Origin of the sequence: Stenotrophomonas maltophilia (assembly GCF_023518235.1) — a bacterium.
GTDB lineage: Bacteria > Pseudomonadota > Gammaproteobacteria > Xanthomonadales > Xanthomonadaceae > Stenotrophomonas.
The window spans coordinates 1,924,356-1,951,305 of sequence record NZ_CP090423.1 but is presented as its reverse complement, the minus strand read 5'-3'; the positions used below and the strand labels follow the sequence as shown (position 1 = coordinate 1,951,305).

The following is a 26,950-nucleotide window of genomic DNA, read 5'->3' as shown; positions in this document are numbered from 1 at the left end:
CATGCTGCCGGCGGGTTCACTGCTGGACGCGCCGGCCGATTCGCTTGACGATTCCGAATGGGCGTCTGCCGCACGGCAGGCGCTGCAACAGGCCGATGCGCGCCTGTACCGCCGCTTCGACCAGGGCGACAACATCGAGCGCCTGCTGGCGCTGCGCGCGCGTGCGGCCGACCATCTGATCCGCCTGGCCTGGCAGCGCTGCCTGCCGGCCGACAGTGGACTGTCGCTGTTCGCGGTGGGCGGCTATGGCCGCGGCGAGCTGTTCCCGCGGTCGGACATCGACCTGCTGGTGTTCGGTGACGCGCAGGCACAGCTCGCTCATGAGCCCGCATTGGCACGCCTGTTCGCGCTGCTGTGGGACTGCGGGCTGGCGGTCAGCCATGCCGTGCGCTCGGCCGCGCAGTGCCGCCAGGCCGCTGCCGACCAGACCGTGCTGACCGCGCTGATCGAGGCGCGTCCGATCCTGGCCGACGATGCGGCGCGCCGCGCGTTGCGCGAAGCGATCGACGATCGCGAACTGTGGCCGGCGCGGACCTTCTTCCTGGCCAAGCTGGAAGAACTGCGCAACCGCCACCAGCGTTTCGGTGATACCGCCGACAACCTGGAGCCGGACCTGAAGGACGGCCCGGGTGGCCTGCGTGACCTCAACACGCTGGGCTGGATGGCGCTGCGTGCGTTCGGCGTGCGCGATCTGGAGGCGCTGGTCGGGCTCGGCCACCTGGGCGCCGACGAAGCGGCTGCATTGAAGCGCGAGCGCGCGGTGCTGGCGCGGCTGCGCTTCGGCCTGCACCTGGTGGCGCGCCGCCCGGAAGAGCGCCTGCGCTTTGATTACCAGAAGACCCTGGCCGCACGCCTGGGCTTCGAAGACGACGCCGAGAATCTGGGTGTCGAAAAAATGATGCAGGGCTTCTACCGCGCTGCATCGGTGGTGCGCCGGATCAGCGACCGCCTGCTGCAGCGCTTCGAGGAGCAGTTCGATGGCGAGGCGCAGCCGGAACCGCTGACCGTGGGTTTTTCGCTGCGCCGTGGTTACCTGGCCGCGAACGAGGCCGACTGGCCACGCGCGGATATCGGCCAGGTGTTCGCGCTGTTCGCCAGCTGGGCCAACAACCCGCAGGTGCGTGGCCTGCATTCGCTGACCGCGCGCGCGCTGGCCGAATCGCTGCCGCTGCTGCCGGCCTACGACCAGGCCGACACCGATGCGCGCGAGCAGTTCATGACCCTGCTGCGTGGTCAGCGCCCGGTCGATACGCTTTCGCGCATGGCGCGGCTGGGCGTGCTTGGCCAGTGGATCCCGGCGTTCGCCCAGGTCAGCGGGCGCATGCAGTTCGACCTGTTCCATGTCTACACCGTGGATCAGCACACGCTGATGGTCCTGCGCAACATCGGTCAGTTCGCCAGCAGCCGCGCCGACGAGCGCTTCTCCATCGCCCATGAAGTCTGGCCGCGCCTGCGCAAGCCGGAGCTGCTGCTGCTGGCCGGGCTGTTCCATGACATCGCCAAGGGCCGCGGCGGCGATCACTCCGAGCTGGGCGCGGTGGACGCGCGTGCGTTCTGCCAGGCGCATGCGTTGAGCGTGACCGACACCGAACTGGTGGCCTGGCTGGTCGAGCAGCATCTGCGCATGTCGGTGACCGCGCAGAAGCAGGACATCGCCGATCCAGAGGTGATCCATCGTTTCGCCACCCTGGTCGGCAGCCGCGACCGCCTGGACTACCTGTACCTGCTGACCTGCGCCGACATCGCCGGCACCAGCCCCAAGCTGTGGAACGCCTGGAAGGACCGGCTGCTGGCCGATCTGTACTTCGCGACACGGCGCGCATTGCGCGAGGGACTGGAGCATCCGGTGCCGGCCGCCGAGCGCGTGGCCGAGGCGCGCGACAGCGTGCGCGCGCTGGTGCGCGAACAGGGCTACGACGACGCCACCATCGACCGCCAGTTCGCGGTGATGCCTGACGAAGGCTTCATCCGCCTGCGCCCGGAACAGCTGGCCTGGCAGGCTGCCGCACTGGTGCCGGTGAAGCAGGGCCAGGCCCTGGTGAAGGTGCGCCGGATCAGCGTCGACGACCCGGCGCTGGAAGTGTTCGTGCATTCGCCGGACCGCGACGGCCTGTTCGCCGCCATCGTGATGACCCTGGACCGCAAGGGCTACGGCATCCACCGCGCGCGCGTGCTCGATGGTCCGGCTGAGACCATTTTCGATACGTTTGAAGTGAGCCCGGCCGATACGTTTGCCGATGGCAGCAGCGCCAATCTGGAAGCGGCACTGCGCGAAGCGCTCGGTGGCGATCTGGCCCGCCTGCGGCCGTCACGCCGGGTCGTGCCACGCCAGCTACGCCACTTCCGTTTCGCCCCGCGCATCGAGTTCCGCGATGAACCCGGCGCGACCCGCTTTGCCCTGGTCGCTCCCGACCGTCCCGGCCTGCTGGCCGACGTGGCGTTCGTGCTGCGCAACCAGGGCCTGCGCGTGCACGACGCGCGCATTGCCACATTCGGCGAACGCGCCGAAGACACCTTCGTGATCAGTGACGAACACGACCTCCCCCTGACTGAACCTGCCCGGCAGCAGCTGCATGACGCGATGCTGGCCTGTCTGGACCCTGATCGAAACGCCGGAGACCCCGCCTGATGGCCACCAAGCCTGTGAAGAAGACTGCTGCCACCACCAAGAGTGCAGCGGCCAAGAAATCTGCCGCCATGCCGGCCGCGAAGAAGGCCGCGGCGCCGAAGAAAGCCGCAGCGGTGAAGGCCCCGGCGAAGAAGGTGGCTGCGCCGAAGAAGGCCCCGGTCAAGAGCGCCGAAGCCGCACGCGCCGAAACCATCGCCCGCAAGTCGCTGCGCAAGCCGCCGGTGCCGGGCGTGGAAGAGCTGAAGTTCGGCATCGAGAGCGCCTTCGAGCGCCGCGCGACGCTGACCCTGCACGAGCTGGAAGGCTCCACCCGTCCGCTGGTCAACCGGGTGATCGATGGCCTGGAAACCGGTGAATTCCGTGTGGCCGAGCCGGACGGCCACGGCGGCTGGAAGGTCAACGAGTGGCTGAAGAAGGCGGTGCTGCTGTACTTCCGTGTCAATGACATGGCGGTGGTCGACGCCCGCCCGGCGCCGTTCTGGGACAAGGTCGAATCGCGCTTTGCCGGCTATGACGAAGCGAAGTTCCGCCGCGCCGGCGTCCGCGTGGTGCCGGGGGCGATCGCCCGCCGTGGCACGTACTTCGGCAAGGACGTGGTGCTGATGCCGAGCTTCACCAACATCGGCGCCTACGTCGGCGAAGGCACCATGGTCGATACCTGGGCCACCGTCGGCTCCTGCGCGCAGATCGGCCAGCATTGCCACCTGTCCGGCGGTGCCGGTATCGGCGGCGTGCTGGAGCCGCTGCAGGCCAGCCCGACGATCATCGAAGACCACTGCTTCATCGGCGCGCGTTCGGAAGTGGTGGAAGGCGTGGTGGTCGGCCACCACAGCGTGATCGGCATGGGCGTGTTCCTCAGCCAGAGCACCCGCATCTACAACCGCGCCACCGGCGAAATCACCTACGGCTACATCCCGCCGTACAGCGTGGTGGTGTCCGGCTCGCTGCCGAGCAAGGACGGTACCCACTCGCTGTACTGCGCGGTGATCGTCAAGCAGGTTGATGCCAAGACCCGCAGCAAGACCAGCGTCAACGACCTGCTGCGCGGCCTGGCCGACTGAAGGTGACCGCGCCGCAGGACCTGGCGCAGTCTGCGATCTACCGGCACCCGTCCGACAGCCTGTTCGGGCGGGTGCTGCCGCGCCTGCTGCACGCGGTGCAATGGACCTGGCTGCGCCGCGCGCTGTCGCGGCGCTGGCCGATGCCGGCGCTGCTCAGCGACGTGCGCGACGTGGTCTACGTGAGCTGGTGGGTCGATGTGCGCCATGCACCGCCGCCACCGCCGAGCCATCACTACGTGGTGCATGAAGGGCGCACGCCGTACACCATCCTCAGCTACCGCCACGGTCATTTCGGGCCCGCACTGGCCGGCCCGCTGCGCGCATTGATGCCGTCGCCGCGGCAGAGCAACTGGCGCTGGTACCTGCGCCGTGACGATGATCCTGAAGGCACACCGGTCGTGCTGTTTGATCGCAACGTGATGGACCAGCTGACCTGCGTCGCTGGCGCGCGCGCGTTCAGCGATGCCATGCAGCCCCACCTTTCCGCCCGCTTCGCGCATGTGCTCGACGCCGATGGCGCGGGCCACACATTGATCGAGAGCGGGCAGGGCAGCGCGCCGGCGTTGCATCTGCGCTGGCAGGCTGCCGCAGGGTGGAGCGTGGCCGGGTGGTCGGCCGCCTTCGGTGGCGATGCTGCCCTGCTGCGTTTCCTGACCTGCCAGGACGAGGCCATCGCCCGCACCTGCGACCACCGCTGGGCCAGTACCCGCATTGCCCTGCCGGTGGCCGTCGACACCTTGCAGCCGCTGTGCCTTTCGGGCGAACTGCAGTGCCCGCGCCTGCAGGCGATGGGTGTGGCGCTTGAATCGGGCCTGGCCTTCCGTTTGCCGAGGGTGCCGTTCCGGGTCGTGTCCGAGCGCCTGTTGTGAGATTCTGGCCCTCTGTTTTCCAGCATCACAGATGGCCATGAGCACCACTGTCTACGGTTTGAAGAACTGCGATACCTGCAAGAAGGCGACCAAGTGGCTGGACCGCTTCGGTGTGCCGTATACCTTCGTCGATTACCGCGATAACAAACCGAGTCCGGAGACGCTGCTGGAATGGGCCGCGCAGCTGGGCGGGCTGGCGGCGATGGTCAACAAGTCCTCCACCACCTGGCGGCAACTGCCGGACAACCGCAAGGCGGCCGAGTCCGATGCCGAATGGAAGTTGCTGCTGCGCGAGTACCCGCAGTTGATAAAGCGCCCGCTGGTGGTCACCGCCGATGGCACGGTCAGCCAGGGCTTCAGTGACAACGGCTTCAAGGCACGCTTCGGCGCGGGCAGCGCATGAGTGCCGTTCTCGACCTGACCTGCGAGCTGATCGCGCGGCCCTCGGTGACGCCCGATGATGCCGGCTGCCAGGCGCTGCTGGCCGCACGCCTGAAGCAGGCCGGGTTCCACTGCGATCACCTGCGCCTGGGCGAGGTCGACAACCTGTGGGCGACCCACGGCAGCGGGGCGCCGGTACTGGTCCTGCTCGGCCACACCGACGTGGTGCCCACCGGACCGCGCGAGGCCTGGACCAGCGACCCGTTCACGCCGACGATCCGTGACGGCGTGCTGTATGGCCGCGGTACGGCCGACATGAAGGGCAGTGTGGCCGCGTTCGTGGTTGCGGCCGAACAGTTCGTCGCCGCGCACCCCGATCATCCCGGCACACTGGCGGTGCTGCTGACCAGTGACGAAGAGGGCGATGCCATCGACGGGGTGCGTCATGTCGCACGGCTGTTCGCCGAACGTGGCCAGCGCATCGACTGGTGCATCACCGGCGAGCCGTCGTCGACCGCGACGCTGGGCGACCTGTTGCGGGTCGGCCGCCGTGGCAGCCTGTCGGCCAAGTTGCGCGTGCAGGGCGTACAGGGCCATGTGGCCTACCCGGAAAAGGCACGCAACCCGATCCACCAGGCGGCGCCGGCACTGGCCGAGCTGAGCGCACGGCGCTGGGACGGCGGCTATGAGAGCTTCCCGCCGACCAGCCTGCAGATCTCCAACATCCACGCCGGCACCGGCGCCAACAACGTGATTCCCGGCGAACTCGAAGTGGATTTCAACATCCGCTACAACCCGCACTGGGATGCGCCGAAGCTGGAAGCGGAGATCACCGCGCTGCTGGACCGGCATGACCTGCAGTACACGCTGAAGTGGCATCGCAGCGGCGAGCCGTTCTACACCCCGGAAGGCACGCTGCGGGCGGCCGCGCGTGCGGTGCTGGCCGAGCACATCGGCCGTGCACCGGAAGAAAGCACCGGCGGCGGCACGTCCGATGCGCGCTTCATCGCGCCGTTGGGTGCGCAGTGCATCGAAGTGGGCCCGGTCAACGCCAGCATCCACCAGGTGGACGAGAACGTGCGCGTGGACGAGCTGGAAGCGCTACCGGGCCTGTATCAGCGACTGGTGGAACGGCTGCTGGTGTGAGGTCGGCAGGCCTTCCTGTAGAGCCGAGCCATGCTCGGCTGATGTTCCCCGATAGAAGCAGCCGAGCATGGCTCGGCTCTACTATTCCGAGAAAAGGAAGAACGGCGGCTTGATCGCCTTTTCCCAGTAACTCGGCGCCGCCATGTAGAAGTGCTGCGCCTCGGCCCTGGCAAACCAGCCGGCCGCCGCAGCGGTATCCTTCTCCACACCCGGCGCACTCCGGCCCAGCAGCAGCCCGGCGAAGTACTGCCCAAACACGTTGCCCTGCTCGCCGGCACGCTGGTACAGCAGCAGGGCTGCCGCCGGATCGCGCGGCAGGCCCACGCCGCTTTCCAGCAATGCCCCCAGATCCACCTGCGCCTCGGCGTCGCCGCGATCCGCACGCCGTTGGAGGCGGGCGACCAGCGGGTGCACCGCATCGCCTTGCGGCGTCACGGCATCCGGCAATCGCGAGGAGCGGCTCGGATAGCGCTGGTAGATCATCGCGCGCAGGTCCCAACGCAGAGCCTGCTGCGCGTCGCCCTGCTGGCGATAGGCAGCAGCCAGTTCCTGGAACGCGTAGGGATTGCCGTGATTCGCCGCGGCCCGATAGGCGCGCTCGCCGCGTCGCCACGAGGCACGCAGCACAGGTGCAGGATCGATGTGCGGACTGTCGGCATGCCGCAGCGCGCCGGAGGTCCAGATCCGGCCCAGTGCTTGTTCTGCCTTGGTGTTGTGGAAGGTCCAGGGCGTGACCGCTGCGGCGCGCTCGTAGTAGGCGACCGCACGCGGATCGTTGAAGCGTTCGAAGGTCTGTGCGGTTTCCCAGGCCCCCTCGAAACTGCCGTCGTTGCCGCGGCGTTCCAGCGCCTGCAGCTGGGCCGCAGGCAGGCGCGAAGGCGCGGGCAGGGTCTGGCAGGCGGCCAGGCCCAGGCAGAGCAGGGCGGCCAGTACGGCGGTGCGTCCAGTGCGGTGTTGCATTTCCATTACACAGTGCAGGGGGGGACCATTATGCGCTTCACCTGTGGTTGCCGACGCAACTGTTGCGCCGCGCGAAGAACCGGGGTAGGGTCAGTGCCATGTCGATCCGCCTGGCCACCGCCGTCAACAACAACCGCAATAATCTGCGCGCGAATAATCGTGCGCGGCCGATGCGGGACTGCGCCCTGGGTAGATAGACAGCAACACACGCCCGGACACCAGAAAACCCGCATCGGCCGATGCGGGTTTTTTTGTGCCCGGGCGCAGTCTTCCCGGGCCTGGATGGCCGGTCGAACACCCTCCCTTCATGAAATCCCCCAACAGGAGCTCTGCCATGTGTTCGATCTTCGGAATCTTCGGCCTGCAGGCCGGTGACGATCTTCCCGCCCTGCGCCGCCACGCGCTGGAACTGTCGCAGCGCCAGCGCCACCGGGGTCCGGACTGGAGCGGCGTATACCTCGACGAAGGCGCCTTGCTGGTGCACGAACGGCTGGCCATCGTCGATCCGGCCGGTGGCTCGCAGCCGCTGTTGTCGGCCGATGGCCAGCTGGCGCTGGCGGTGAACGGCGAGATCTACAACCACCAGCAATTGAAGGCCGCGCTGACCACCGCCTACGACTTCCAGACCGGTTCGGACTGCGAAGTGATCAACGCGCTGTACCGCCAGGGCGGGTCGCCGACGCAGTGGCTGGAGCAGCTCAACGGCATCTTCGCCTTTGCGTTGTGGGACCGCGACAGTGGCCGCGTGCTGGTGGCGCGGGATCCGGTCGGCGTGGTGCCGCTGTACTGGGGCCACGATGCGCAGGGGCGCCTGCGGGTTGCCTCGGAAATGAAGGCGCTGGTCGATTCCTGCGCCGATGTCGCGCAGTTCCCGCCGGGTCACTATTTCGACAGCGCCAGCGGCGAACTGGTGCGCTACTACCAGCAGCCGTGGCGTGAGTATGCGGATGTGCAGGGCCGCCAGGCCGACCTCGCCGAACTGCGGCAGGCCTTCGAGCACGCGGTCGAGCGCCAGCTGATGAGCGACGTGCCGTATGGCGTACTGCTGTCCGGCGGCCTGGATTCATCGCTGGTGGCCGCCGTGGCCGCACGCTACGCGCGACGTCGCATCGAGGACGGCGGGCAGACCGAAGCCTGGTGGCCGCGCCTGCACTCGTTCGCGATCGGGCTGAAGGGTTCGCCCGACCTGGCCGCTGCCGCGGTTGCCGCCGAAGCGCTGGGCACCGTGCACCACGGCTTCGAATACACCTTCGAAGAAGGCCTGGACGTGCTGCCGGAAGTGATCCGGCACATCGAAACCTACGACGTCACCACCATCCGCGCATCGACGCCGATGTTCCTGCTGGCGCGGCGGATCAAGGCGATGGGGGTGAAGATGGTGCTCTCCGGCGAGGGCAGCGACGAGATCTTCGGTGGCTACCTGTATTTCCACAAGGCGCCGGATGCGCGCGAATTCCACGACGAGCTGGTGCGCAAGCTCGATGCCCTGCACAACTACGATTGCCTGCGTGCCAACAAGTCGATGATGGCCTGGGGCGTGGAGCCGCGCGTCCCGTTCCTGGACCGTGAATTCCTCGATGTGGCGATGCGTTTCGATGCTGCGCACAAGATGGTCGGCGCGGGGTTCGGTGGCCGTCGCATCGAGAAGGCGGTGCTGCGCGAGGCGTTCGATGGCTATCTGCCGGACAGCATCCTGTGGCGGCAGAAGGAGCAGTTCAGCGATGGCGTCGGCTACGGCTGGATCGACGGGCTGAAGGCGCATGCCGAAGCGCAGGTGAGCGACCGTGTGCTGGCGGCGGCCGACAAGCGCTTCCCGCACAACCCGCCGCAGACCAAGGAGGCGTACTACTACCGCCACCTGTTCGAGCAGTTCTTCCCGAGTCGTGCGGCTGCCGAGACGGTACCGGGCGGCAAGTCGATCGCCTGTTCCTCGCCGGCGGCGATCGCCTGGGATGCCAGCTTCGCGGCGGCGGCCGACCCTTCCGGACGCGCGATCGCCGGCGTGCACGAACAAGCCTTGGCGTAATGCTTCCGCCGGGCCATGCCCGGCGAGCACAAGGAGAACTCAATCCCCTCCGTCCCCTTTCTGCGACGTATCATCGGCGCCCTGCACATTGGGGAATGTTCATGGACGTACCGCGCGGCAGCCAACGGGCGCCGATGAAGTGGGGATGGCGCTACCTGGCGTGGGTCGCGCTGCCCTTGCTGGCCGGTGTACTGCTGGCACGCTACGCTGGCCCTGCTGAACCCGCTGCGGTTGCCCGCGCTGCGGCTGGGGCCGAAGGCGGCTGGGCACAGCATCTGGCCTCACCGCTGGGCCTGTTCCTGCTGCAGCTGCTGGTGCTGCTGCTGGTGGCCAAGGGTGCCGGCGCGCTGCTGAAGCGGCTGGGCCAGCCAGCGGTGATCGGCGAGATGGCGGCCGGCCTGATGATGGGCCCACTGGTGCTGGGCAGCGTGCTGCCGCAGCTGCATGGGGCGCTGTTCCCGGCCAGTTCGCTGGGGCCGCTGGGCATGCTCAGCCAGCTGGGCGTGCTGATGTTCCTGCTGGTGGCCGGTGCCGAGCTGGATCTGGCTGCGCTGCGCGGGCGACGGCGTTTTGCGTTCACGGTCAGCCATGCCGGCATCGCGGTGCCGTTCGTGCTTGGCGTTGCGCTGGCGATCTGGCTGTACCCGCAACATGGCCCGCAGGGAGTGGGCTTCACCGCATTCGCGCTGTTTGTCGGCATCTCGATGAGCATCACCGCGTTCCCGGTGCTGCTGCGCATCCTCGCCGACCGCGGCATCACCCAGACACCGCTGGGCCAGACCGCCATCGCCTGCGCCGCCTTGGGCGACGCCACCGCGTGGTGCCTGCTGGCGCTTATCGTTGCCGCGGCCCAGGCCAGCGGCTGGCTGCCGGCCAGCCTCAACCTGCTGTGCGTGGTTGCGTTCGTGGCGTTGATGCTGGGGCTGGTGAAGCCCTGGTTCGCCCGTCAGCACATCGCGCCGGGCCGCGAAGGGCGCTGGCTGCTGGGCATCCTGCTGCTGTCGCTGGCCAGCGCGCTGGTTACCGAAATGCTCGGCATCCACGCCTTGTTCGGTGCCTTTGCCGCCGGCGTGGCGGTCTCGTCCAACACGCAGCTGCGCGAGCTGCTGATGGCCCGCGTCGAACCGTTCGCGGTGACGCTGCTGCTGCCGCTGTTCTTCGCCATGACCGGCCTGCGCATGCGTGCCGATGCGCTGCAGGCCAGCGATGTCGTGCTGTGCGTGGTGGTGATCGTGGTGGCCACGGCGGGCAAGCTGCTGGGCACCTTCAGTGCGGCGCGCAGTGCCGGCATGCCAACGCGTGAAGCCTGGCGGTTGGGTGCATTGATGAACACCCGCGGCCTGATGGAGCTGATCGTGCTCAATCTGGGCTACGAGCTGGGGCTGCTCGGCGACCGCCTGTTTGCCGTGCTGGTGATCATGGCGCTGGTGACCACGGCGATGACCGGACCGCTGTTGAACCTGATCGAGCGGCGTAGAAGCTGACCCGGTAGCGCCGCGTGGGCATGTGAGCGCCGCCGTCAGCGCGCTGGCACCAGCGTCATGGTGTGCTGCGCCTTGCCGGGCAGGAATGGGGTCGGGCGGCCATGCACCCAGTCTTCGTGGCCGGCGCCCCAGTACGGCGACAACGGGTGCCCGCTCTGGCCGCCGGGCATGTGCACGATGCCGTCGGCCTCGTGGCCGGGCGATACCACCATGCGCTGGGAGGCGCCGAAGTTCGGCGTCTGCACGCGCGGCATGTCGCGGTCGCCGGGCAGGCGGTCGGCCGGCATGCACAGCCAGCGCTTGGCGAACCCGGGCAGCGCGCGTGCGATCGGGTGGCAGATCGCCGCGGTATTGCGCTCGCCCCAGGTGCGCTGGGCCAGCGGTCCCTGCTGTGACAGCTCAGCTTCGGTACGCCGGGCGGCATCGAGCAGCAGCGCGTCCCAGCTGTCGTATGCCGGTGGCAGCAGGTTGGCCGGGCGCTGTTGCAGCATCGGCCAGGCCACGCCCTCCAGCTGCGCCAGGCGCGGCTCCAGGAAGTCGTCGCCGAGCTGCGCATGGGCAGGTGCCAGCAGCGCGCGCGACAGCGTATCCATCACGTTCGAACGGAATTCGCGCACCACCCGGTAACTCACCGAACTGGCCGAGGCGCGGCCGCCCCATTGGTGGCTGGCCGCCTTCAACCGCTTCAGTGCCGGATCGTCGCTGCGCTCGATGACGTCGTGCAGCAGCGCCCACCAGCGCTGCAGGAACACCGCACGGTCATCGAGCTGGATCGCCAGCAGATCGTGTTCGTCGAAACGCTCCTGCATCGCCAGCAGATCGCGGATCTGGCGCGCACGTGCGCCGAGGTCGTATCCACCATCACCGGCGATGGCCAGCGCCTCACCGTCGAGCACGCGACCGTTGGCCGTCCACAGGCGATGGCCTGGCGGGTCGATCAAGGCCGGTGCGGCGTCGCTGCGCAGCGGCCATGGCGCGCACTGTTGGTTGCTGGCGGCGGTGAAGCCGGCGGGTGCGCAGCCGGGTCCGCGATCCGCACGCGCACCGATCAGGCGCCAGGCGATGCGGCCGCTGCGGTCGGCGATCACCAGGTTCTGCGCGGGGATACCGGCGTGGTCGGCGAAGTGCAGGGCGCCATCGAGATCACCGGCGCGGGCCAGATCGCTGAAATCCAGTCGTACTGCGCCGGGCAGATGAGCCACCCAGCGCAGGGCATCGCCACTGCCATCGGCGTGGGTGTGCAGGAGCGGTCCCCAGGCTGTCTCGCGCACCGGAAACACCACGTCGGCCTGGCCCGCCACGGCGATGCGCTCCTGATGCACGGTAACGGCGGCGTTGGCCGGTTCCGTACGGTAATCAGCGGTGTCGATGTAACTGTTGGTGAAGCCCCAGGCGATGTGGCCGTTGCTGCCGACGATCACCGCCGGCAGGCCGGGCAGCGAGAAGCCGCTGACATCGACCTGGCCGCCGGCGGCCTGCGGGTCGGGATAGCGCAGCCGCACCCGGAACCACAGGCCCGGTGCGCGCAGGCCCAGATGCATGTCGTCGGCGACGATCGCACGGCCGTCGGCGGTGAGCGCACCGGCCACGGCAAAGTTGTTGCTGCCAACGGCGTCGGCCTCGTCCTGCGCGGCGCCCGGTGTTGCCTTCAGGCTGCGCAGATCGAGCTGGCTGGCGTCGGGCAGGGCGGCGTTGCCGGTCGGTTGCCCGAACAGCGGTGCATCCCATTCGGTGCCATCGTGGGCAAGCAGGGCGTACAGCGGTGGCGGCACCACCGCACGGATGCGCTGCATCGCCAGCTCGGTACGGTTGTCCGGGTCCTGCAGGTCGGCATACATGGCCAGCCCGGCCAGCACGCTGTCGCTGGCCTGCCACGGTTGCGGTGCCTGCCGCAGCAGCAGGTAGGCCCAGGGGCGCACGGAGAGATCGGCCAGGCCCTCATTGACCCCACCGACATAGGCGCTCACGGCTTCGATGTTGCCGCCCAGCGCAGCCTGCATGTTCGCCTCGGTGCGTGCGCGCAGCCGATGCACGCGCATGCGCTTGTCGGCCTCGATGGCCTTTGGCCCGAACAGGGCCGACAGCTCACCGGCGGCACTGCGCCGCATCAGGTCCATCTCGAAGTAGCGTTCCTGCGCATGCACGCGGCCCAGTGCACGCATGGCATCGGCCTGGCTGCCGGCGGTGATGGTGACCACGCCCAGCGCATCGCGCTCGACGGTGACCGGCCCGGCCAGGCCGGGCAGGGGGCGCTCGCCGTCCAGGTCGGCCAGGCTGCCGCGCAGCAGCAGCCACAGGACCAGGACGGTGGCCAGCACGATGGCGATCAGCACGCCCAGCATCCAACGCCATGTACGTCGCATCGCACGTCCTTTCCGAACTCGTGGGTCGATTGTAGCCGCAGGCGCAACTGCGACTGATTCCGATTAGATCACCGTATTCTGAAATGCGGCACCCTATGTCACATCGATTCACAGGAGCCCCCCCATGAAAGGCAACCCGGACGTCATCGCCTGCCTGAAGGAACTGCTGCGCGGCGAACTCGCTGCCCGCGACCAGTACTTCATCCATTCCCGCCGCTACGAGGACCAGGGCCTGTTCGCGCTGTACGAACGCCTGAACCACGAGATGGAAGAGGAAACCCAGCACGCCGACGCGCTGCTGCGCCGGATCCTGTTCCTGGGTGGCGACCCGGACATGCGCCCGCATGCCACCGAGCCGGGCAGGACCGTGGAGGAGATGCTGCAGAAGGATCTGGATACTGAATACGCCGTTCGGAACAATCTTGCCGCCGGCATGAAGCTGTGCGAAGAGAACGGTGACTATGTGAGCCGCGACATCCTGCTGGCGCAGCTGAAGGACACCGAGGAAGACCACGCCTGGTGGCTGGAGCAGCAACTGGGCCTGATCAAGCGCATCGGCCTGGAGCTGTACCAGCTGAGCAAGATCGACGGCAACGGCGCTCCGGCGCACTGAGCCGGCACCGCGCTCGGTAGAGCCGACCGCTGGTCGGCTGCTTTCCGGTAGAGCAGCCGACTGGCAGTCGGCTCTACCAGGAGCACAACGTTCTGTCGCCCGCCAGCACCGGAGCACCGCCAGCCAGCCTTCGCCAGCCAGCCGCTCCGCCGCCCGCCAGCCGACAACGAAAAAGCCGGGGAATGCCCCGGCTTTCTCGTGTCTGACGTCCCTGGATTCCGGTAGTGCCGGCCAGCGGCCGGCACTACCGCTTACTCCACCGACAGGCCTTCCACCTTCTGCCAGCCGCGCGGCAGCAGGTGGCCGCGCGTGGCGCGGGCGCCGAGGTAGGCGTCGAGCTCGTTGAACTTCAGCCCCATGGTGCGCTGGCCACTGCGCACCTGCAGGGTCTGGCCCGGGCTGATCGCCACGATGGCGACCACGCGTTCGGTGGCGAGCTTGGCCTTGGGGATCTCGATGATCTTGTTGCCCTTGCCCTTGTCCAGTTCCGGCAGGTCGTTGGCGGCAATCGCCAGCAGGTTGCCCGAACTGGTCACCGCGACGATGCGGTCGGTGGCCACGTTCGCCACCACCGACGGGGTCAGCACCGACGAGCCGGACGACAGGTTCAGCATCGCCTTGCCAGCCTTGTTGCGGCCGATCAGGTTCTCGAAGCGGGTGACGAAGCCGTAGCCGTGGGTAGAGGCCAGCACGAAGCGGGTGTCCGGTTCGGCGCTGGCCAGGGTCACGAAGCTGGTGCCCGGGGCCGGCGAGAAGCGGCCGGTCAGTGGCTCGCCGTTGCCGCGCGCCGAGGGCAGGGTGTGCACCGGCGTCGAATAGGCGCGGCCTTCGCTGTCGAGGAACGCGACCTGCTGGGTGCTGCGTGCGCGCACCGCGCCCTGCAGCGCGTCGCCATCGCGGTAGGACAGCGCGGACGCATCGACGTCGTGGCCCTTGGCGGCGCGGATCCAGCCCTTCTCCGACAGCACCACGGTCATCGGCTCGCTCGGCACCAGCTCGGTCTCGTCGATGGCCTGCGCGGCCTGGCGCTGCACCAGCGGCGAGCGGCGGGCGTCGCCGAACTTCTTGGCATCGGCGGTCAGTTCGTCGCGGATCAGCTTCTTCAGCTTGGCCTTGCTGTCGAGGATGCCGAGGATCTTCTCGCGTTCCTTGGCCAGCTCGTCCTGCTCGCCACGGATCTTCATCTCTTCCAGGCGGGCCAGCTGCTTCAGCTTGGTTTCCAGAATGTACTCGGCCTGTTCCTCGGACAGTTCGAAGCGCGCGATCAGCGCCGCCTTCGGTTCGTCCTCGGTACGGATGATGTGGATCACCTCGTCCAGGTTGAGGAAGGCGACCAGCAGGCCTTCCAGCAGGTGCAGGCGGCGCTCGACCTTCTGCAGGCGGTGCTGCAGGCGGCGGGTGACGGTGTTGCTGCGGAAGGTCAGCCATTCGCTGAGCAGCATCTTCAGGTTCTTCACCTGCGGACGGCCGTCCAGCCCGATCACGTTGAGGTTGACGCGGTAGCTGCGCTCCATGTCCGTGGTGGCGAACAGGTGGCCCATCAGCTGCTCGGCGTCGACGCGGTTCGAGCGCGGCACCAGCACCACACGCACCGGGTTGGCGTGGTCGGACTCATCGCGGATGTCTTCCAGCCACGGCAGCTTCTTGGCGCGCATCTGCGCGGCGATCTGCTCGATCACCTTCGACGGCGACACCTGGAACGGCAGCGCCGTCACCACGATGTTGTTGGCTTCCTTGGTGAAGGTCGCACGCGCACGCACGCTGCCGTTGCCGGTCTCGTACATGTTCCGCAGATCGTTGGCGGCGGTGATGATTTCTGCGCTGGACGGGTAGTCCGGCCCCTGCACGTGCTCGCACAGGTCGCGCACAGTGGCTTCGGGGTTGTCCAGCAGGTGCAGCAGCGCGCTGACGATCTCGTTGAGATTGTGTGGTGGCACGTCGGTGGCCATGCCCACGGCGATGCCGGTGGTGCCGTTGAGCAGCAGGTGCGGCAGGCGCGCCGGCATCCAGGTCGGTTCCTGCAGGGTGCCGTCGAAGTTCGGCGCCCAGTCGGTGGTGCCCTGGCCCAGTTCGCCCAGCAGCACTTCGGCGATCGGGGTCAGCTTGGATTCGGTGTAACGCATCGCCGCGAACGACTTCGGGTCGTCGCTGGAGCCGAAGTTGCCCTGGCCCTCGATCAGCGGGTAGCGGTACGAGAATGGCTGTGCCATCAGCACCAGCGCTTCGTAGCACGCGCTGTCGCCGTGCGGGTGATACTTACCGATGACGTCACCGACGGTGCGCGCGGACTTCTTCGGCTTGGACGCGGCATTCAGGCCCAGCTCGCTCATCGAGTAGATGATGCGGCGCTGCACCGGCTTCAGGCCGTCGCCGAGGAACGGCAGGGCACGGTCCAGGACCACGTACATCGAGTAGTCCAGGTAGGCGCGTTCGGCGTACTCGCGCAACGGCAGTTGTTCGAATCCGTGGAACACGGGGCGGGCAAGTTCGGTCATGCGGCGTTGTTACCTATGTCGGGAGGCGGCGACGGCGGTCGCCGCTCGCAATCCTGTGATTATCCGGATGCGGCCGGGGATGCCAAGCCACGCGCCGGGTCCAGCCCGGTTTCCAGCCCGTGCCCGGCCCGCGCCAGGTAGCGCCCGGGCGGCAGCCCGAAGTGGCGGCGGAACACGGTAACGAAGGCGCTGGCGCTGCTGAAGCCCAGCGCGTGGGCGATGTCGGCCACACTGCGGCCATCGGTCAGCTGGCGCAGGGCCTCGGCCAGGCGCGCCTGCTGCCGCCACTGGGCGAAGCTGAGCGTGGTCTCGTCGCGGAAGTGGCGGGTCAGGCTGCGCGGCGACAGCCCGGCCCAGTGCGCCCATTCGGCCAGGCTGCGCTCGTCGGAGGGGTCGGCCAGCAGCTGCGAGGCGATCTTCAGCAGGCGCCGGTCGTGCGGCATCGGCAGGTGCATGCGCTGGCGCGGCGCGGTGCGGATCTCGTCCAGCAGCACCTCGATGATGTGCTGGCGCTCGGGCGTGGTGTCGTAGCCCAGCGGCCAGTCGCAGATGCGGTCGGCCAAGGCCTGGGCCAGCTTGGACAGGCCCAGCACGCAGGGGTCGGAGGGCAGGGTGGCGCAGGCCGGCGCCGCCAGCGCCATGCCCCAGCCGCGCAGCGGGCCGTCCAGAGTGACCGTGTGTGGTTCCAGCGGCGGCATCCAGCCGGCCGAGCCCGGCGCCAGCGACCAGGTCCCGTGCGAGGTCCGGGTCGTCAGCAGGCCGCGTTCGACACAGATCAACTGGGCGCGCTGGTGGTGGTGCCAGTCCACCTCGCGCACCAGCCCCTGCGGGCTGTCAAAGCGGAAACCGACCACCGGTGGGCCATCGTTGCGCTCGAACCAGTCCAGCGCGTCGTCCCGCAGCAGCCGCTTGGGAGGGGGAATTTCTGCCTTGTTCATCATGTCCGCTGGCGGAAAAGTGTCATCCATTGGCTGAATTGTACTACCGGGCCACCTGAGCAGATCATTAAGGTAGGCGCCTTCACCGATCCAGCCCACTGCTGCAACACAGCATTCGATGCCAGATCGAATATTTCCATTGAGAAATATTTTTTTTGGAAGAGAATGCTCCCCCATGATCTGTCCTGCAACCACTCCCCCCAGCTTCGGCCTGCTGCTGCGCCAGGTGCGCGACGGCCTGGTCCGGCAACTCGACACATCCATGGCTGAAGAAGATCTCGGTATCGGCTTCACCCACTACATCGGGCTGAAGGTGCTTTCGCACATGGCCCCGTGCACCGCCAACGAGCTGGCCCAGGCCATCGACCAGGTGCCCAGCGCGGTGACCCGCCTGCTGGACAAGCTGGAAGCGCTGGGCTGTGTCCGCCGCGAACCGCACGCCCAGGACCGTCGTGCGCTGCAGATCGTGCTGACCGATGAAGGCCGTGCGCTGTGGGCGCGGCTGAAGCTGCGCGGCGACGCGGTGATGGATTACGCGCTGCGTGATCTTTCCGCCGACGAGCGCACGCTGCTGCTGTCCCTCCTCACCCGAATCCGCGATTCCCTGACGACCCCATGAACCCGATCCCGCATTCTCCTCTCCGCCGGTCCGGGCGCGCGCTGCTGGTGTCAGCGCTGGCCCTGGCCCTGGCCGCCTGCGCCAGCAGCCGTGGCCTCACCCCGCAGGGCCACGTGCTCGACGTGGACAGCCTGCACAGCGAACGCACCCTGGCCGATACCGACCTGAGCGCCACCGGCTTCCCGGCGCAGGACTGGTGGAAGGCGCTGGGTGATGCCCAGCTGGACGCGCTGGTCGCCGAAGGCCTGGCCGGTCATCCGAGCCTGGACGCCGCCGATGCGCGCCTGCGCCAGGCCCAGGCCCAGGTCGGTACCGCGCGCGCCGACGAGCTGCCGAGCCTGTCGGTGTCCGGTGGCTATACCGGCCTGCGCCTGCCCGAGTCGATGGTCGGCAGCGAGATGGGCGGCCGCTACGGCGGCAGCAGCCAGGTCGCCTTCGATTTCAGCTATGGCGTGGACCTGTGGGGCGGCAAGCGCGCCGCCTGGGAAGCGGCGGTGGATGGCGCGCACGCGGCCACGGTCGAAGCGCAGGCGGCCCGCCTGAACCTGTCCACCGGCATCACCCAGGCCTATACCGACCTGGCCTACGCCTGGCAGCTCAATGATGTGGCCGAAGAAGAGCTGACCCGTTCGCAGAAGTCGCTGGAACTGACCCGCCAGCGCCGCCGCGCCGGCATCGACAGCGACCTGCAGGTGCGCCAGGCCGAAGCCCGCGTGCCGGCCGCGCAGCAGCAGGTGCAGGCCGCGCAGCAGCGCATCGACGCGGCCCGCACCGCACTGGCGGCACTGGTCGGCAAGGGCCCGGACCGTGGCCTGTCGATCCAGCGCCCGCAGCCGTTGAACCCGATGGCGCTGCAGCTGCCGGGCGTGCTGCCCAGCGAACTGCTCGGCCGTCGCCCCGACATCGTCGCTGCGCGCTGGCGCGTGGAAGCGGCTGACAAGCAGATCAAGGTGGCCAAGACCAAGTTCTACCCGAGCTTCAACCTGACCGCGCTGGCCGGCGTGGTCGCGCCGAACGTGGGCGACCTGCTGAAGAGCAGTTCCACCTTCGCCTACATCGGCCCGGCACTGAGCCTGCCGATCTTCGAGGGCGGCAAGCTGCGCGCCAACCTGGCCAACACCGATGCGCAGTACGACCTGGCCGTGGCCAACTACAACCAGGCCGTGCTCGACGCGCTGCGCGATGTGGCCGACCAGGTCAATGCGGTGCGTTCGCTGGCGCAGCAGGCGCACTCGCAGCAGCAGGCCGTGGACACCGCACGCTCGGCCTTCGACCTTGCCCAGCAGCGCTACCGCGCCGGCATCGGCAGCTACCTGGACGTGCTGACCGCGCAGTCCACGCTGTTGCAGTCGCAGCAGCAGCTGGCCGGCCTGCAGTCGCAGCAGGTGCAGTCCTCGGTGCGCCTGAGCAAGGCGCTGGGCGGTGGTTTCCAGCCCGCTGACGCCGACCGCGCACCGATCGCCTCCCATTCCGATTCCTCGCATTCCTGAAGACCCCTGCCATGAGCCAGACCCAAGACACCGCGGCCCCGGCCGCCCCCAACCGCCGTGGCAACCTGCTGCGCGGCCTGTTCGTGATCGTCGTGCTGCTGCTGGCCGCACTGGCGCTGTGGTACTTCATGTTCGGCCGTTGGTTCGAAGAAACCGACGATGCCTACGTGCAGGGCAACCAGGTCCAGATCACCCCGCTGGTGGCCGGTACCGTGGTCGCCATCAACGCCGATGACGGCATGCGCGTGGAGCGCGGCCAGCTGCTGGTGCAGCTGGACCCGTCCGACACCTCGGTGGCGCTGCAGCAGGCCGAAGCCAACCTGGCCAAGACGGTGCGCCAGACCCGCGGTCTGTACCGCAGCGTGGAAGGCGCGCAGGCCGACCTGAACGCCCGCCAGGTGACTCTGAAGCGCGTGCGCGACGACTTCGCCCGCCGCAAGGACCTGGCCGCCACCGGCGCCATTTCCAACGAAGAACTGGCCCACGCCCGCGATGAGCTGGCCGCCGCCGAAGCGGCCGTGGCCGGTTCGCGCGAGACCGTCGAGCGCAACCGCGCGCTGGTCGACGACACCGTGATCGCCACCCAGCCGGACGTGCAGGCCGCTGCCGCGCAGCTGCGCCAGGCCTTCCTCAACAACGCCCGCGCTGGCATCGTCGCGCCGGTCACCGGCTACGTCGCCCGTCGTTCGGTGCAGGTCGGCCAGCGCGTGCAGCCGGGCAACGCCCTGATGGCCGTGGTACCGACCGAGCAGATGTGGGTGGAAGCCAACTTCAAGGAAACCCAGCTGCGCCACATGCGCCTGGGCCAGGAAGTGGAGCTGAAGTCGGACCTGTACGCCGGTGACGTGAAGTACAAGGGTCGCATCCAGAGCCTGGGCCTGGGCACCGGCTCGGCGTTCTCGCTGCTGCCGGCACAGAACGCCAGCGGCAACTGGATCAAGATCGTGCAGCGCGTGCCGGTGCGCATCGCCATCGATGCCAAGCAGCTGGCCGAACACCCGCTGCGCATCGGCCTGTCGATGAAGGCCGAAGTGAGCCTGCGTGACCAGAAGGGTGAAGTGCTGCCGAGCGCTCCGGCCAAGGGCACGGTGTTCGACACCGACGTGTATGCCAAGCAGCTGCATGATGCCGACGAGGTGATCCACACGATCATCCAGGGCAACCTGCCGCAGCAGCAGGCGAAGGTGGGCTGAGGTCGCCATGTCCGCACAAGCTCCAGCCGTGCCCGGCGCTCCGGGTGCACCGGCGGCGCCGGGTGCGGCCTCCGGGTTCCTGCCGCCCAGCGTCGCCCTGTGCACCGTGGGCCTGGCGATGGCCTCGTTCATGCAGGTGCTCGACACCACCATCGCCAACGTCTCGCTGCCGACCATCGCCGGTAATCTCGGCGCCAGTTCGCAGCAGGCGACCTGGGTCATCACTTCGTTCGCGGTCAGCACGGCCATTGCGCTGCCGCTGACCGGCTGGCTCAGCCGCCGCTTCGGCGAACGCAAGCTGTTCGTCTGGGCCACGCTGGCCTTTGTCATCACCTCGCTGCTGTGTGGCCTGGCGCAGAGCATGGGCATGCTGGTGCTGTCGCGTGCGCTGCAGGGCTTCGTGGCCGGCCCGATGTATCCGATCACGCAGTCGCTGCTGGTCTCGATCTACCCTCGCGAGAAACGCGGGCAGGCGTTGGCATTGCTCGCGATGATCACGGTGGTGGCACCGATCTGCGGCCCGATCCTCGGTGGCTGGATCACCGACAACTACAGCTGGGAATGGATCTTCCTGATCAATGTGCCGCTGGGCATCTTCGCCGCGCTGGTGGTGGGCAACCAGTTGAAGGGCCGCCCGGAGCAGATCGAGAAGCCGAAGATGGACTACGTCGGCCTGGTCACCCTGGTGATCGGTGTCGGCGCGCTGCAGCTGGTGCTCGATCTGGGCAACGATGAGGACTGGTTCTCGTCGATGAAGATCGTGGTACTGGCCTGCGTGGCGGTGGTAGCCCTGACCGTGTTCCTGATCTGGGAACTGACCGACAAGGACCCGATCGTCGACCTGAAGCTGTTCCGGCACCGCAACTTCCGCGCCGGTACGCTGGCGATGGTGGTGGCCTATGCGGCGTTCTTCAGCGTGGCCCTGCTGATTCCGCAGTGGCTGCAGCGCGACATGGGTTACACCGCGATCTGGGCCGGCCTGGCGACAGCACCGATCGGCATCCTGCCGGTGATCATGACGCCGTTCGTGGGCAAGTACGCCTCGCGTTTCGACATGCGCATGCTGGCCACGATCGCGTTCGTGGTGCTGTCGATGACCAGCTTCCTGCGTTCGGGCTTCAACCTGCAGGTGGACTTCCAGCACGTGGCCGGCGTGCAGCTGATCATGGGTATTGGTGTGGCGCTGTTCTTCATGCCGGTGCTGCAGATCCTGCTGTCGGACCTGGATGGGCGCGAGATCGCGGCGGGCTCCGGCCTGGCCACGTTCCTGCGTACGCTGGGCGGCAGCTTCGCGGCATCGCTGACGACCTGGCTGTGGGCGCGTCGGACCCAGGTGCACCATGCCGACCTGACCGAACACATCTCGGCCTATCAGCCGGGCATGCAGGACCAGGTGGCAGCGATGGGGCAGGGTGACCTGCAGCATGGCGCAGCGGTGCTCAACAACATGATCAACCACCAGGCATCGCAGATGGGCTTCAACGACATCTTCTTCCTGCTGGGCTGGATCTTCCTGGTGATCATCGCGTTCCTGTGGCTGGCCAAGCCGCCGTTCGGCGCCGGTGCCGGTGCGGCGTCTGCCGGCGGCCATTGATCGATCATTGCCGTTGAAACGCAAAACCCCGCCGCAAGGCGGGGTTTTTGTCTGGAGCGCATCCACGCATGGCGTGGATCTACTGCCGGTGCGTCATTTCCGAACGCCGGAAACGAAAAAACCCGCTTTCGCGGGTTTGATCATCTTGAGTCGTGGTGCCCAGGAGAGGACTCGAACCTCCACGGTTTTACCCGCTAGTACCTGAAACTAGTGCGTCTACCAATTCCGCCACCTGGGCGACTCAGGAGGTGAATTGTGCGGTACGGCAGAGAGTGTGTCAACAAGATTTCACAGTTTTTTCTGTGGCTGCACGCCCAGGTGTTGCAGCAGGCTGCGCATCGCCGGCGACAGCTGCGTCCACTCGGCAAAACAGGCGCATAGACGGCGTTGTGCCCACGCATCGGCAAGTGGCACCGCGACGGTGTGCGTGCTGCGCCGATGCAGGCGGGCAACTGTGCGCGGCACGATGCCGACACCAATGCCGTGGCCGACCATGATGCACACGCCTTCGAAGGTTTTCATGCGGATGCGCATGTCCAGGCGGTGGCCGATGTCGCGGGCCTGGTCTTCGATGTAGGTCTGCAATGCGTTGCCATCGGCCAGGGCAACGAAGGTCTCGCCGGCAACGTCGGTGAAGGACACGCTGCGGCGCGAAGCGAAACGATGAGCGGCCGGAAGCAGCATCACCAGCGGGTCCTCGGCGACCACATGCCGCTGCAGGCCCGCAGCGTCGATCGCGTCGCTGATGATACCGGCCTCGGCCTGGCCAGCGTAGATCGCGCGCACGACCTCCGGGCTGGTGCGTTCCAGCAGCTCCACGTGCAGGCGCGGGCGCTCGGCCAGCCACGGTGCGAGGCGTACGGGCAGGTAGTGGGTCAGTGCGGCGGTGTTGGCATACAGGTGCAGGGTGCCGCGCGCGCCGTGCGCGAATCCCTGCAGTTCGCCGCGCAGCTGCGCCTGCTGCTGCAGGATCAGGCGCGCGTGGTGGGCGAGGGCGGCGCCGGCTTCGGTCAGGCTGACGCCGCGCGGGTGGCGGTTCAACAGTGCGGTGCCGGCATCGGTCTCGATCATGCGCAGGCGCTCGCTGGCCGAGGCCAGTGCCAGGTTCGCCTGCGCCGCGCCGGCCGTGATGCTGCCGGCCTCGGCAATCGCCAGGAACAGGCGCAGGTCGGCGATATCCATCCGCATGGGGGGGCCCTCATCGAAACGCCGGCGCCTTCGGATCAGCCGAAGGCAGAGGCGGGAAGACCGCATTGTGCGCCGAGGGTCCGCCCGATCCAATGAGGGCATGAACGAGACAACGTATTTCTACGTGCTGTTGGTGGTGGTGTTCGTGCTGGCCGGCGTCGTCAAGGGCGTGACCGGCATGGGCCTGCCGACGGTGGCGATGGGCCTGCTGGGCGGTGCGCTGTCGCCGGTGGCGGCAGCCTCGATGCTGTTCATTCCCACCTTCGTCACCAATGCGTGGCAGCTGTTGTCCGGCCCATCGCTGGCCCACATCGTGCGGCGACTGTGGCCGATGATGCTGGCGGTGGTGGTGGTGACGCTCGGCTCCGCCGCGCTGCTGGTGCGGGTGGACCGCACCTGGTCGCGTGCAGCGTTGGGCATGGCGCTGGTGGTGTATGCACTGTACGCGCTGATCGCGCCGGTGTTCCGTGTGCCGCAGCGGCGCGAGCGCTGGCTGGGGCCGCTGGTCGGCGCGTTGTCCGGTGTGGTCACCGGCGCGACCGGTGTGTTCGTGATGCCGGCGGTCCCGTATCTGCAATCGCTGGGGCTGCAGCGCGAGGAGTTGGTGCAGGCGCTCGGGCTGGCGTTCACCGTGTCGACGATCTCGCTGACCTTCGGGCTGGTGCTGCATGGTGCGTTCGGCATCCAGCAGCTGGGCCTGAGCGCAGTGGCGGTGCTGCCGGCGCTGTTGGGCATGTGGCTGGGGCAGGTGATCCGGCAGCGCATCAGTGCGCGGGTGTTCCGCGCCTGTTTCCTTGGGTTCCTGCTGTTGCTCGGGCTTGAGCTGGTGCTGCGGCCACTGTTCTGATGCCGGATTCCGGGCATGAAAAAACCCGCTTTCGCGGGTCTTTTTCATGTCTCGACGTGGTGCCCAGGAGAGGACTCGAACCTCCACGGTTTTACCCGCTAGTACCTGAAACTAGTGCGTCTACCAATTCCGCCACCTGGGCGTCGAGGAGCGATATTATGGGGTGTTGTTACGGGGGTGTCAACACCTTTTGCAGCGCCGGGGTCGGATCCCGTTTCGCTTGCGAAAGGGGCTCTGACCCCAGGGCCAGAGCGCTGGATTGCAGGCAAAAAAAATCCCCGCCGAAGCGAGGAGTTTTTTCGTTGGTGCCCAGGAGAGGACTCGAACCTCCACGGTTTTACCCGCTAGTACCTGAAACTAGTGCGTCTACCAATTCCGCCACCTGGGCGTTCCAGAGGCGCAATTGTGAAGATGAATCCGGGGGCTGTCAACGACTTCCTGAAATTATTTCATCCAACGCCTTCAGGGTGCCCCCTGACCCGTTCTGCACGCCATCACCGGCTACCATGTAGGGCGATGACTACCAAAAAACCAAGCAAGGGCGGGAGCAAGTCCCGCAGCCAGGCCCCGAAGAAGGGCGCCAAGGCGGGCGCAGCCCGCACCACCAAGCCGGGCAAGCCGCTGCCGGGCTGGTTCCCGGAATTGAATGAAGGCGGTGCGCCGCCACGCGGCCGCAAGGTTCGCAGCGCAGAGGCCAGCGCACCGGGCCCGGCCCCGGGCCGCAAGCTGCCGCCGACCGGCAAGGTGATCAACGATCCCTATGCCGCCCGCGAAGCCGAGAAGTACGAACAGCCCATCGCCAGCCGCGAGGCCATCCTGGCGCTGCTGGAGCGTTGCGAAGGGCCGCAGACCGCCGAGGAACTGGGCGCGCGCCTGGGCCTGACCGCTCCGGACCGGGCCGAGGCGCTGTCGCGCCGGCTCGGCGCGATGGTCCGCGATGGCCAACTGGTGCAGAACCGCCGCGGCGGCTTCGCTCCGATCCAGACGCTGAACCTGGTCACCGGCGTGGTGATCGCCAACCCGGAAGGGTTCGGCTTCCTGCGCCCGGTCGAGGGCGGCGACGACCTGTTCCTGCCGCCGTATGAAATGCGCAAGGTGATGCACGGCGACAAGGTGCTCGCCCGCGTCAGCGGTATCGACCATCGCGGCCGCCGCGAAGGCAGCATCGCCCGCGTGCTCGAGCGCGGCATGACCCGCCTGATCGGTCGCTTCAGCGTCGAGATGGGCATCAACTACGTGGTGCCCGATGACAAGCGGATCCAGCGCAACGTGCAGGTGCCGCCGGACCAGACCGGTGGCGCGCGCGATGGCCAGCTGGTGGTCTGCGAACTGACCCAGGCCCCGGACAGCCGCCGCCCGCCCATCGGCCGCATCATCGCCGTGCTCGGCGACAAGCTGACCGCCTCGCTGGTGGTGGAAACGGCCATCCACGGCCATGAACTGCCGTTCGAGTTCCCGCAGGAGGTGCTGGACGAAGCCGCCTCGGTGCCGCTGGTGGTGGAGCCGGCGATGATCGGCAACCGCGTCGACCTGCGCAGCACGCCGCTGGTCACCATCGATGGCGAGGACGCCAAGGACTTCGACGACGCGGTGTACTGCGAACCGAACGCCGACGGCTTCCGCCTGGTGGTGGCCATCGCCGATGTCTCCAACTATGTTCGCCCCGGCACGCCGCTGGACGAGGAGGCACAGAAGCGCGCCACCTCGGTGTATTTCCCGGGCTTCGTGGTGCCGATGCTGCCGGAGACGTTGTCCAACGGCATCTGTTCGCTGATGCCCAAGGTCGACCGCATGTGCTTCGTCTGCGACATGCAGATCGACCGTGACGGCGTGGTCAGCCACTCGCGCTTCTACGAAGCAGTAATGAACTCGCATGCGCGCCTGACCTACACCCAGGTCTGGCAGGCGGTGGGTGAGGATGACGCCGGCGCCAAGGCCGTCATTGGCGATCTGCTGCCGCAGGTGCAGCGCCTGCACCAGCTGTACAAGGTGCTGGCCAAGGCACGCGCCAAGCGGGGTGCCATCGAATTTGAAAGCAGCGAAGTGCGCTTCGTGCTGGACAACCGCGGTGAAGTGACCCAGGCCGGCATGCTGGTGCGCAACGATGCGCACAAGCTGATCGAAGAATGCATGATCGCCGCCAACGTGGAGGCGGCCAAGTACCTGCTGTCGCGCCACGTACCGGCGCCGTACCGCATCCACGAGAAGCCGCCGGAAACCAAGTACGCCGACCTGCTCGAATTCCTCAAGGAGTTCAAGCTGAGCCTGCCGCCGTGGTCGAAGGTGCGCCCGGGCGATTACACCAAGCTGCTGAAGAAGATCCGCGACCGTCCCGATGCCACGCTGCTGGAATCGGTGCTGCTGCGCAGCCAGAGCCTGGCCATCTACAGCCCGGACAACCAGGGCCACTTCGGTCTGGCGCTGGAAGCCTACGCGCACTTCACCTCGCCGATCCGTCGCTATCCGGACCTGCTGGTGCACCGCGCGATCAAGCACGCGCTGTCGGGCAAGCCGCTGGACGCGTTCACCTACAACGCGCGCGAGATGGCTGCGCTGGCGCTGCAGTGCTCCGAGCGTGAGCGACGTGCCGACGAGGCCGAGCGCGAAGTGGACGAGCGTTACCGCGCGGCGTGGATGGAAAAGCACGTGGGCGGCCAGTTCGACGGCGTGATCAGTGGCGTGACCAGCTTCGGCCTGTTCGTGGAACTGGACGAGTCGAAGGTGCAGGGCCTGGTACATGTCACCCAGTTGCCGCAGGACTATTACAAGTTCGACGCGACCCGCAAGACGCTGACCGGCGAACGCCGCGGCAGCAGCTACCGGCTCGGCGACCGCGTGCGCATTCTGGTGCTGAAGGCCAGCATGGAAGAGCGCAAGATCGACTTCCGCCTGGTCGAGCACAAGGGAGAGGACGAAGGCGACGGCCTGCCGCCGCTGCCCGAGCGCGGCAAGCCGGCCAAGCGAACCAAGAAGCAGTATTGAAAGGTGTGCCGACCAACGGTCGGCACCCACCTCACCCGGTGGGTGCCAACCTTGGTTGGCACGCCGTTACGG

The 26,950-nt window shown here is 67.8% G+C and carries 19 protein-coding genes and 3 tRNA genes; 14 read left to right on the top strand and 8 right to left on the bottom strand.

Features of this window, described 5'->3' with window-relative positions; translation table 11 throughout:
- Window position 1 precedes the first annotated feature (1 nt).
- The 5 genes from LZ605_RS09245 to dapE are packed head-to-tail and all read left to right on the top strand — an operon-like array spanning window position 2 to window position 6,086.
- Entirely contained in the window at window positions 2–2,629 is a 2,628-nt protein-coding gene (locus tag LZ605_RS09245; RefSeq protein WP_249844577.1) for a [protein-PII] uridylyltransferase, read from the top strand.
- Window positions 2,629–3,690 (top strand): 2,3,4,5-tetrahydropyridine-2,6-dicarboxylate N-succinyltransferase, encoded by a 1,062-nt coding sequence (gene dapD / locus LZ605_RS09240; RefSeq protein ID WP_249844576.1) that lies wholly within the window; start codon window positions 2,629–2,631, stop codon window positions 3,688–3,690. Before LZ605_RS09245 ends, dapD begins: the two co-directional genes overlap by 1 nt.
- 2 nt (window positions 3,691–3,692) lie before the next feature.
- The gene (locus LZ605_RS09235; protein ID WP_249844575.1) at window positions 3,693–4,559 is read left to right on the top strand and encodes a hypothetical protein; all 867 of its coding nucleotides are present in this window, start codon (window positions 3,693–3,695) and stop codon (window positions 4,557–4,559) included.
- Between the two features lie 31 nt (window positions 4,560–4,590).
- Window positions 4,591–4,962, top strand: a complete 372-nt coding sequence (locus LZ605_RS09230) for an arsenate reductase (RefSeq protein WP_249844574.1) — start codon at window positions 4,591–4,593, stop codon at window positions 4,960–4,962.
- Complete coding sequence (gene dapE, locus LZ605_RS09225; RefSeq protein ID WP_249844573.1) at window positions 4,959–6,086, top strand: succinyl-diaminopimelate desuccinylase; 1,128 nt, start codon at window positions 4,959–4,961, stop codon at window positions 6,084–6,086. The genes LZ605_RS09230 and dapE overlap by 4 nt, the downstream gene beginning before the upstream one ends.
- An 81-nt stretch (window positions 6,087–6,167) precedes the next feature.
- Here dapE and LZ605_RS09220 read toward each other — a convergent pair whose 3' ends face one another.
- Window positions 6,168–7,046 (bottom strand): tetratricopeptide repeat protein, encoded by an 879-nt coding sequence (locus LZ605_RS09220; RefSeq protein WP_249844889.1) that lies wholly within the window; start codon window positions 7,044–7,046, stop codon window positions 6,168–6,170.
- 334 nt (window positions 7,047–7,380) lie between these two features.
- On the opposite strand from LZ605_RS09220, the gene asnB reads away from it, so the two are divergent.
- Together asnB and LZ605_RS09210 are read left to right on the top strand one after the other, a co-directional pair.
- Window positions 7,381–9,072 carry an asparagine synthase B gene (asnB, locus tag LZ605_RS09215; protein WP_249844572.1) on the top strand — a complete coding sequence of 564 codons (1,692 nt, stop codon included), beginning with the start codon at window positions 7,381–7,383 and terminating at the stop codon, window positions 9,070–9,072.
- Between the two features lie 95 nt (window positions 9,073–9,167).
- Window positions 9,168–10,556 (top strand): cation:proton antiporter, encoded by a 1,389-nt coding sequence (locus LZ605_RS09210; protein WP_249844571.1) that lies wholly within the window; start codon window positions 9,168–9,170, stop codon window positions 10,554–10,556.
- Window positions 10,557–10,591: 35 nt separating this feature from the next.
- Here LZ605_RS09210 and LZ605_RS09205 read toward each other — a convergent pair whose 3' ends face one another.
- Window positions 10,592–12,919: a penicillin acylase family protein gene (locus LZ605_RS09205; RefSeq protein ID WP_249844570.1), complete on the bottom strand. Its 2,328-nt coding sequence runs from the start codon at window positions 12,917–12,919 to the stop codon at window positions 10,592–10,594.
- A gap of 124 nt (window positions 12,920–13,043) precedes the next feature.
- Here LZ605_RS09205 and bfr point away from each other — a divergent pair, with 124 nt between their 5' ends.
- Window positions 13,044–13,532, top strand: a complete 489-nt coding sequence (gene bfr, locus LZ605_RS09200; protein ID WP_107230348.1) for a bacterioferritin — start codon at window positions 13,044–13,046, stop codon at window positions 13,530–13,532.
- A gap of 251 nt (window positions 13,533–13,783) precedes the next feature.
- Here bfr and parC read toward each other — a convergent pair whose 3' ends face one another.
- The gene (parC, locus tag LZ605_RS09195; protein ID WP_249844569.1) at window positions 13,784–16,027 is read right to left on the bottom strand and encodes a DNA topoisomerase IV subunit A; all 2,244 of its coding nucleotides are present in this window, start codon (window positions 16,025–16,027) and stop codon (window positions 13,784–13,786) included.
- Window positions 16,028–16,086: 59 nt separating this feature from the next.
- Window positions 16,087–16,968, bottom strand: a complete 882-nt coding sequence (locus LZ605_RS09190; RefSeq protein WP_181358661.1) for a helix-turn-helix domain-containing protein — start codon at window positions 16,966–16,968, stop codon at window positions 16,087–16,089.
- Between the two features lie 172 nt (window positions 16,969–17,140).
- Here LZ605_RS09190 and emrR point away from each other — a divergent pair, with 172 nt between their 5' ends.
- The 4 genes from emrR to emrB are packed head-to-tail and all read left to right on the top strand — an operon-like array spanning window position 17,141 to window position 21,861.
- Entirely contained in the window at window positions 17,141–17,584 is a 444-nt protein-coding gene (gene emrR, locus LZ605_RS09185) for a multidrug efflux system transcriptional regulator EmrR (RefSeq protein ID WP_249844568.1), read from the top strand.
- Window positions 17,581–19,074, top strand: coding sequence for a multidrug efflux transporter outer membrane subunit EmrC (gene emrC, locus LZ605_RS09180; RefSeq protein ID WP_249844567.1), 1,494 nt, complete (start codon window positions 17,581–17,583; stop codon window positions 19,072–19,074). The genes emrR and emrC overlap by 4 nt, the downstream gene beginning before the upstream one ends.
- 11 nt (window positions 19,075–19,085) lie before the next feature.
- Window positions 19,086–20,267 (top strand): multidrug efflux MFS transporter periplasmic adaptor subunit EmrA, encoded by a 1,182-nt coding sequence (gene emrA, locus LZ605_RS09175; protein WP_249844566.1) that lies wholly within the window; start codon window positions 19,086–19,088, stop codon window positions 20,265–20,267.
- Between the two features lie 7 nt (window positions 20,268–20,274).
- Window positions 20,275–21,861 carry a multidrug efflux MFS transporter permease subunit EmrB gene (gene emrB, locus LZ605_RS09170; protein ID WP_249844565.1) on the top strand — a complete coding sequence of 529 codons (1,587 nt, stop codon included), beginning with the start codon at window positions 20,275–20,277 and terminating at the stop codon, window positions 21,859–21,861.
- 153 nt (window positions 21,862–22,014) lie between these two features.
- Here the strand turns inward: emrB and LZ605_RS09165 are convergent.
- Window positions 22,015–22,099, bottom strand: a tRNA-Leu gene (locus LZ605_RS09165).
- A gap of 50 nt (window positions 22,100–22,149) precedes the next feature.
- A complete protein-coding gene (locus LZ605_RS09160; RefSeq protein ID WP_249844564.1) occupies window positions 22,150–23,049 on the bottom strand; it encodes a LysR family transcriptional regulator in 900 nt (299 codons plus the stop codon).
- A gap of 100 nt (window positions 23,050–23,149) precedes the next feature.
- Between LZ605_RS09160 and LZ605_RS09155 the strand changes: the two genes are divergently transcribed.
- Window positions 23,150–23,896 (top strand): sulfite exporter TauE/SafE family protein, encoded by a 747-nt coding sequence (locus LZ605_RS09155; RefSeq protein WP_249844563.1) that lies wholly within the window; start codon window positions 23,150–23,152, stop codon window positions 23,894–23,896.
- 57 nt (window positions 23,897–23,953) lie between these two features.
- On the opposite strand, the gene LZ605_RS09150 is transcribed toward LZ605_RS09155, so the two are convergent.
- Window positions 23,954–24,038 (bottom strand) — tRNA-Leu (locus tag LZ605_RS09150).
- A gap of 161 nt (window positions 24,039–24,199) precedes the next feature.
- Window positions 24,200–24,284 (bottom strand) — tRNA-Leu (locus LZ605_RS09145).
- Between the two features lie 128 nt (window positions 24,285–24,412).
- On the opposite strand from LZ605_RS09145, the gene rnr reads away from it, so the two are divergent.
- The gene (rnr, locus tag LZ605_RS09140; protein WP_249844562.1) at window positions 24,413–26,878 is read left to right on the top strand and encodes a ribonuclease R; all 2,466 of its coding nucleotides are present in this window, start codon (window positions 24,413–24,415) and stop codon (window positions 26,876–26,878) included.
- The last annotated feature ends 72 nt before the right edge of the window (window positions 26,879–26,950 follow it).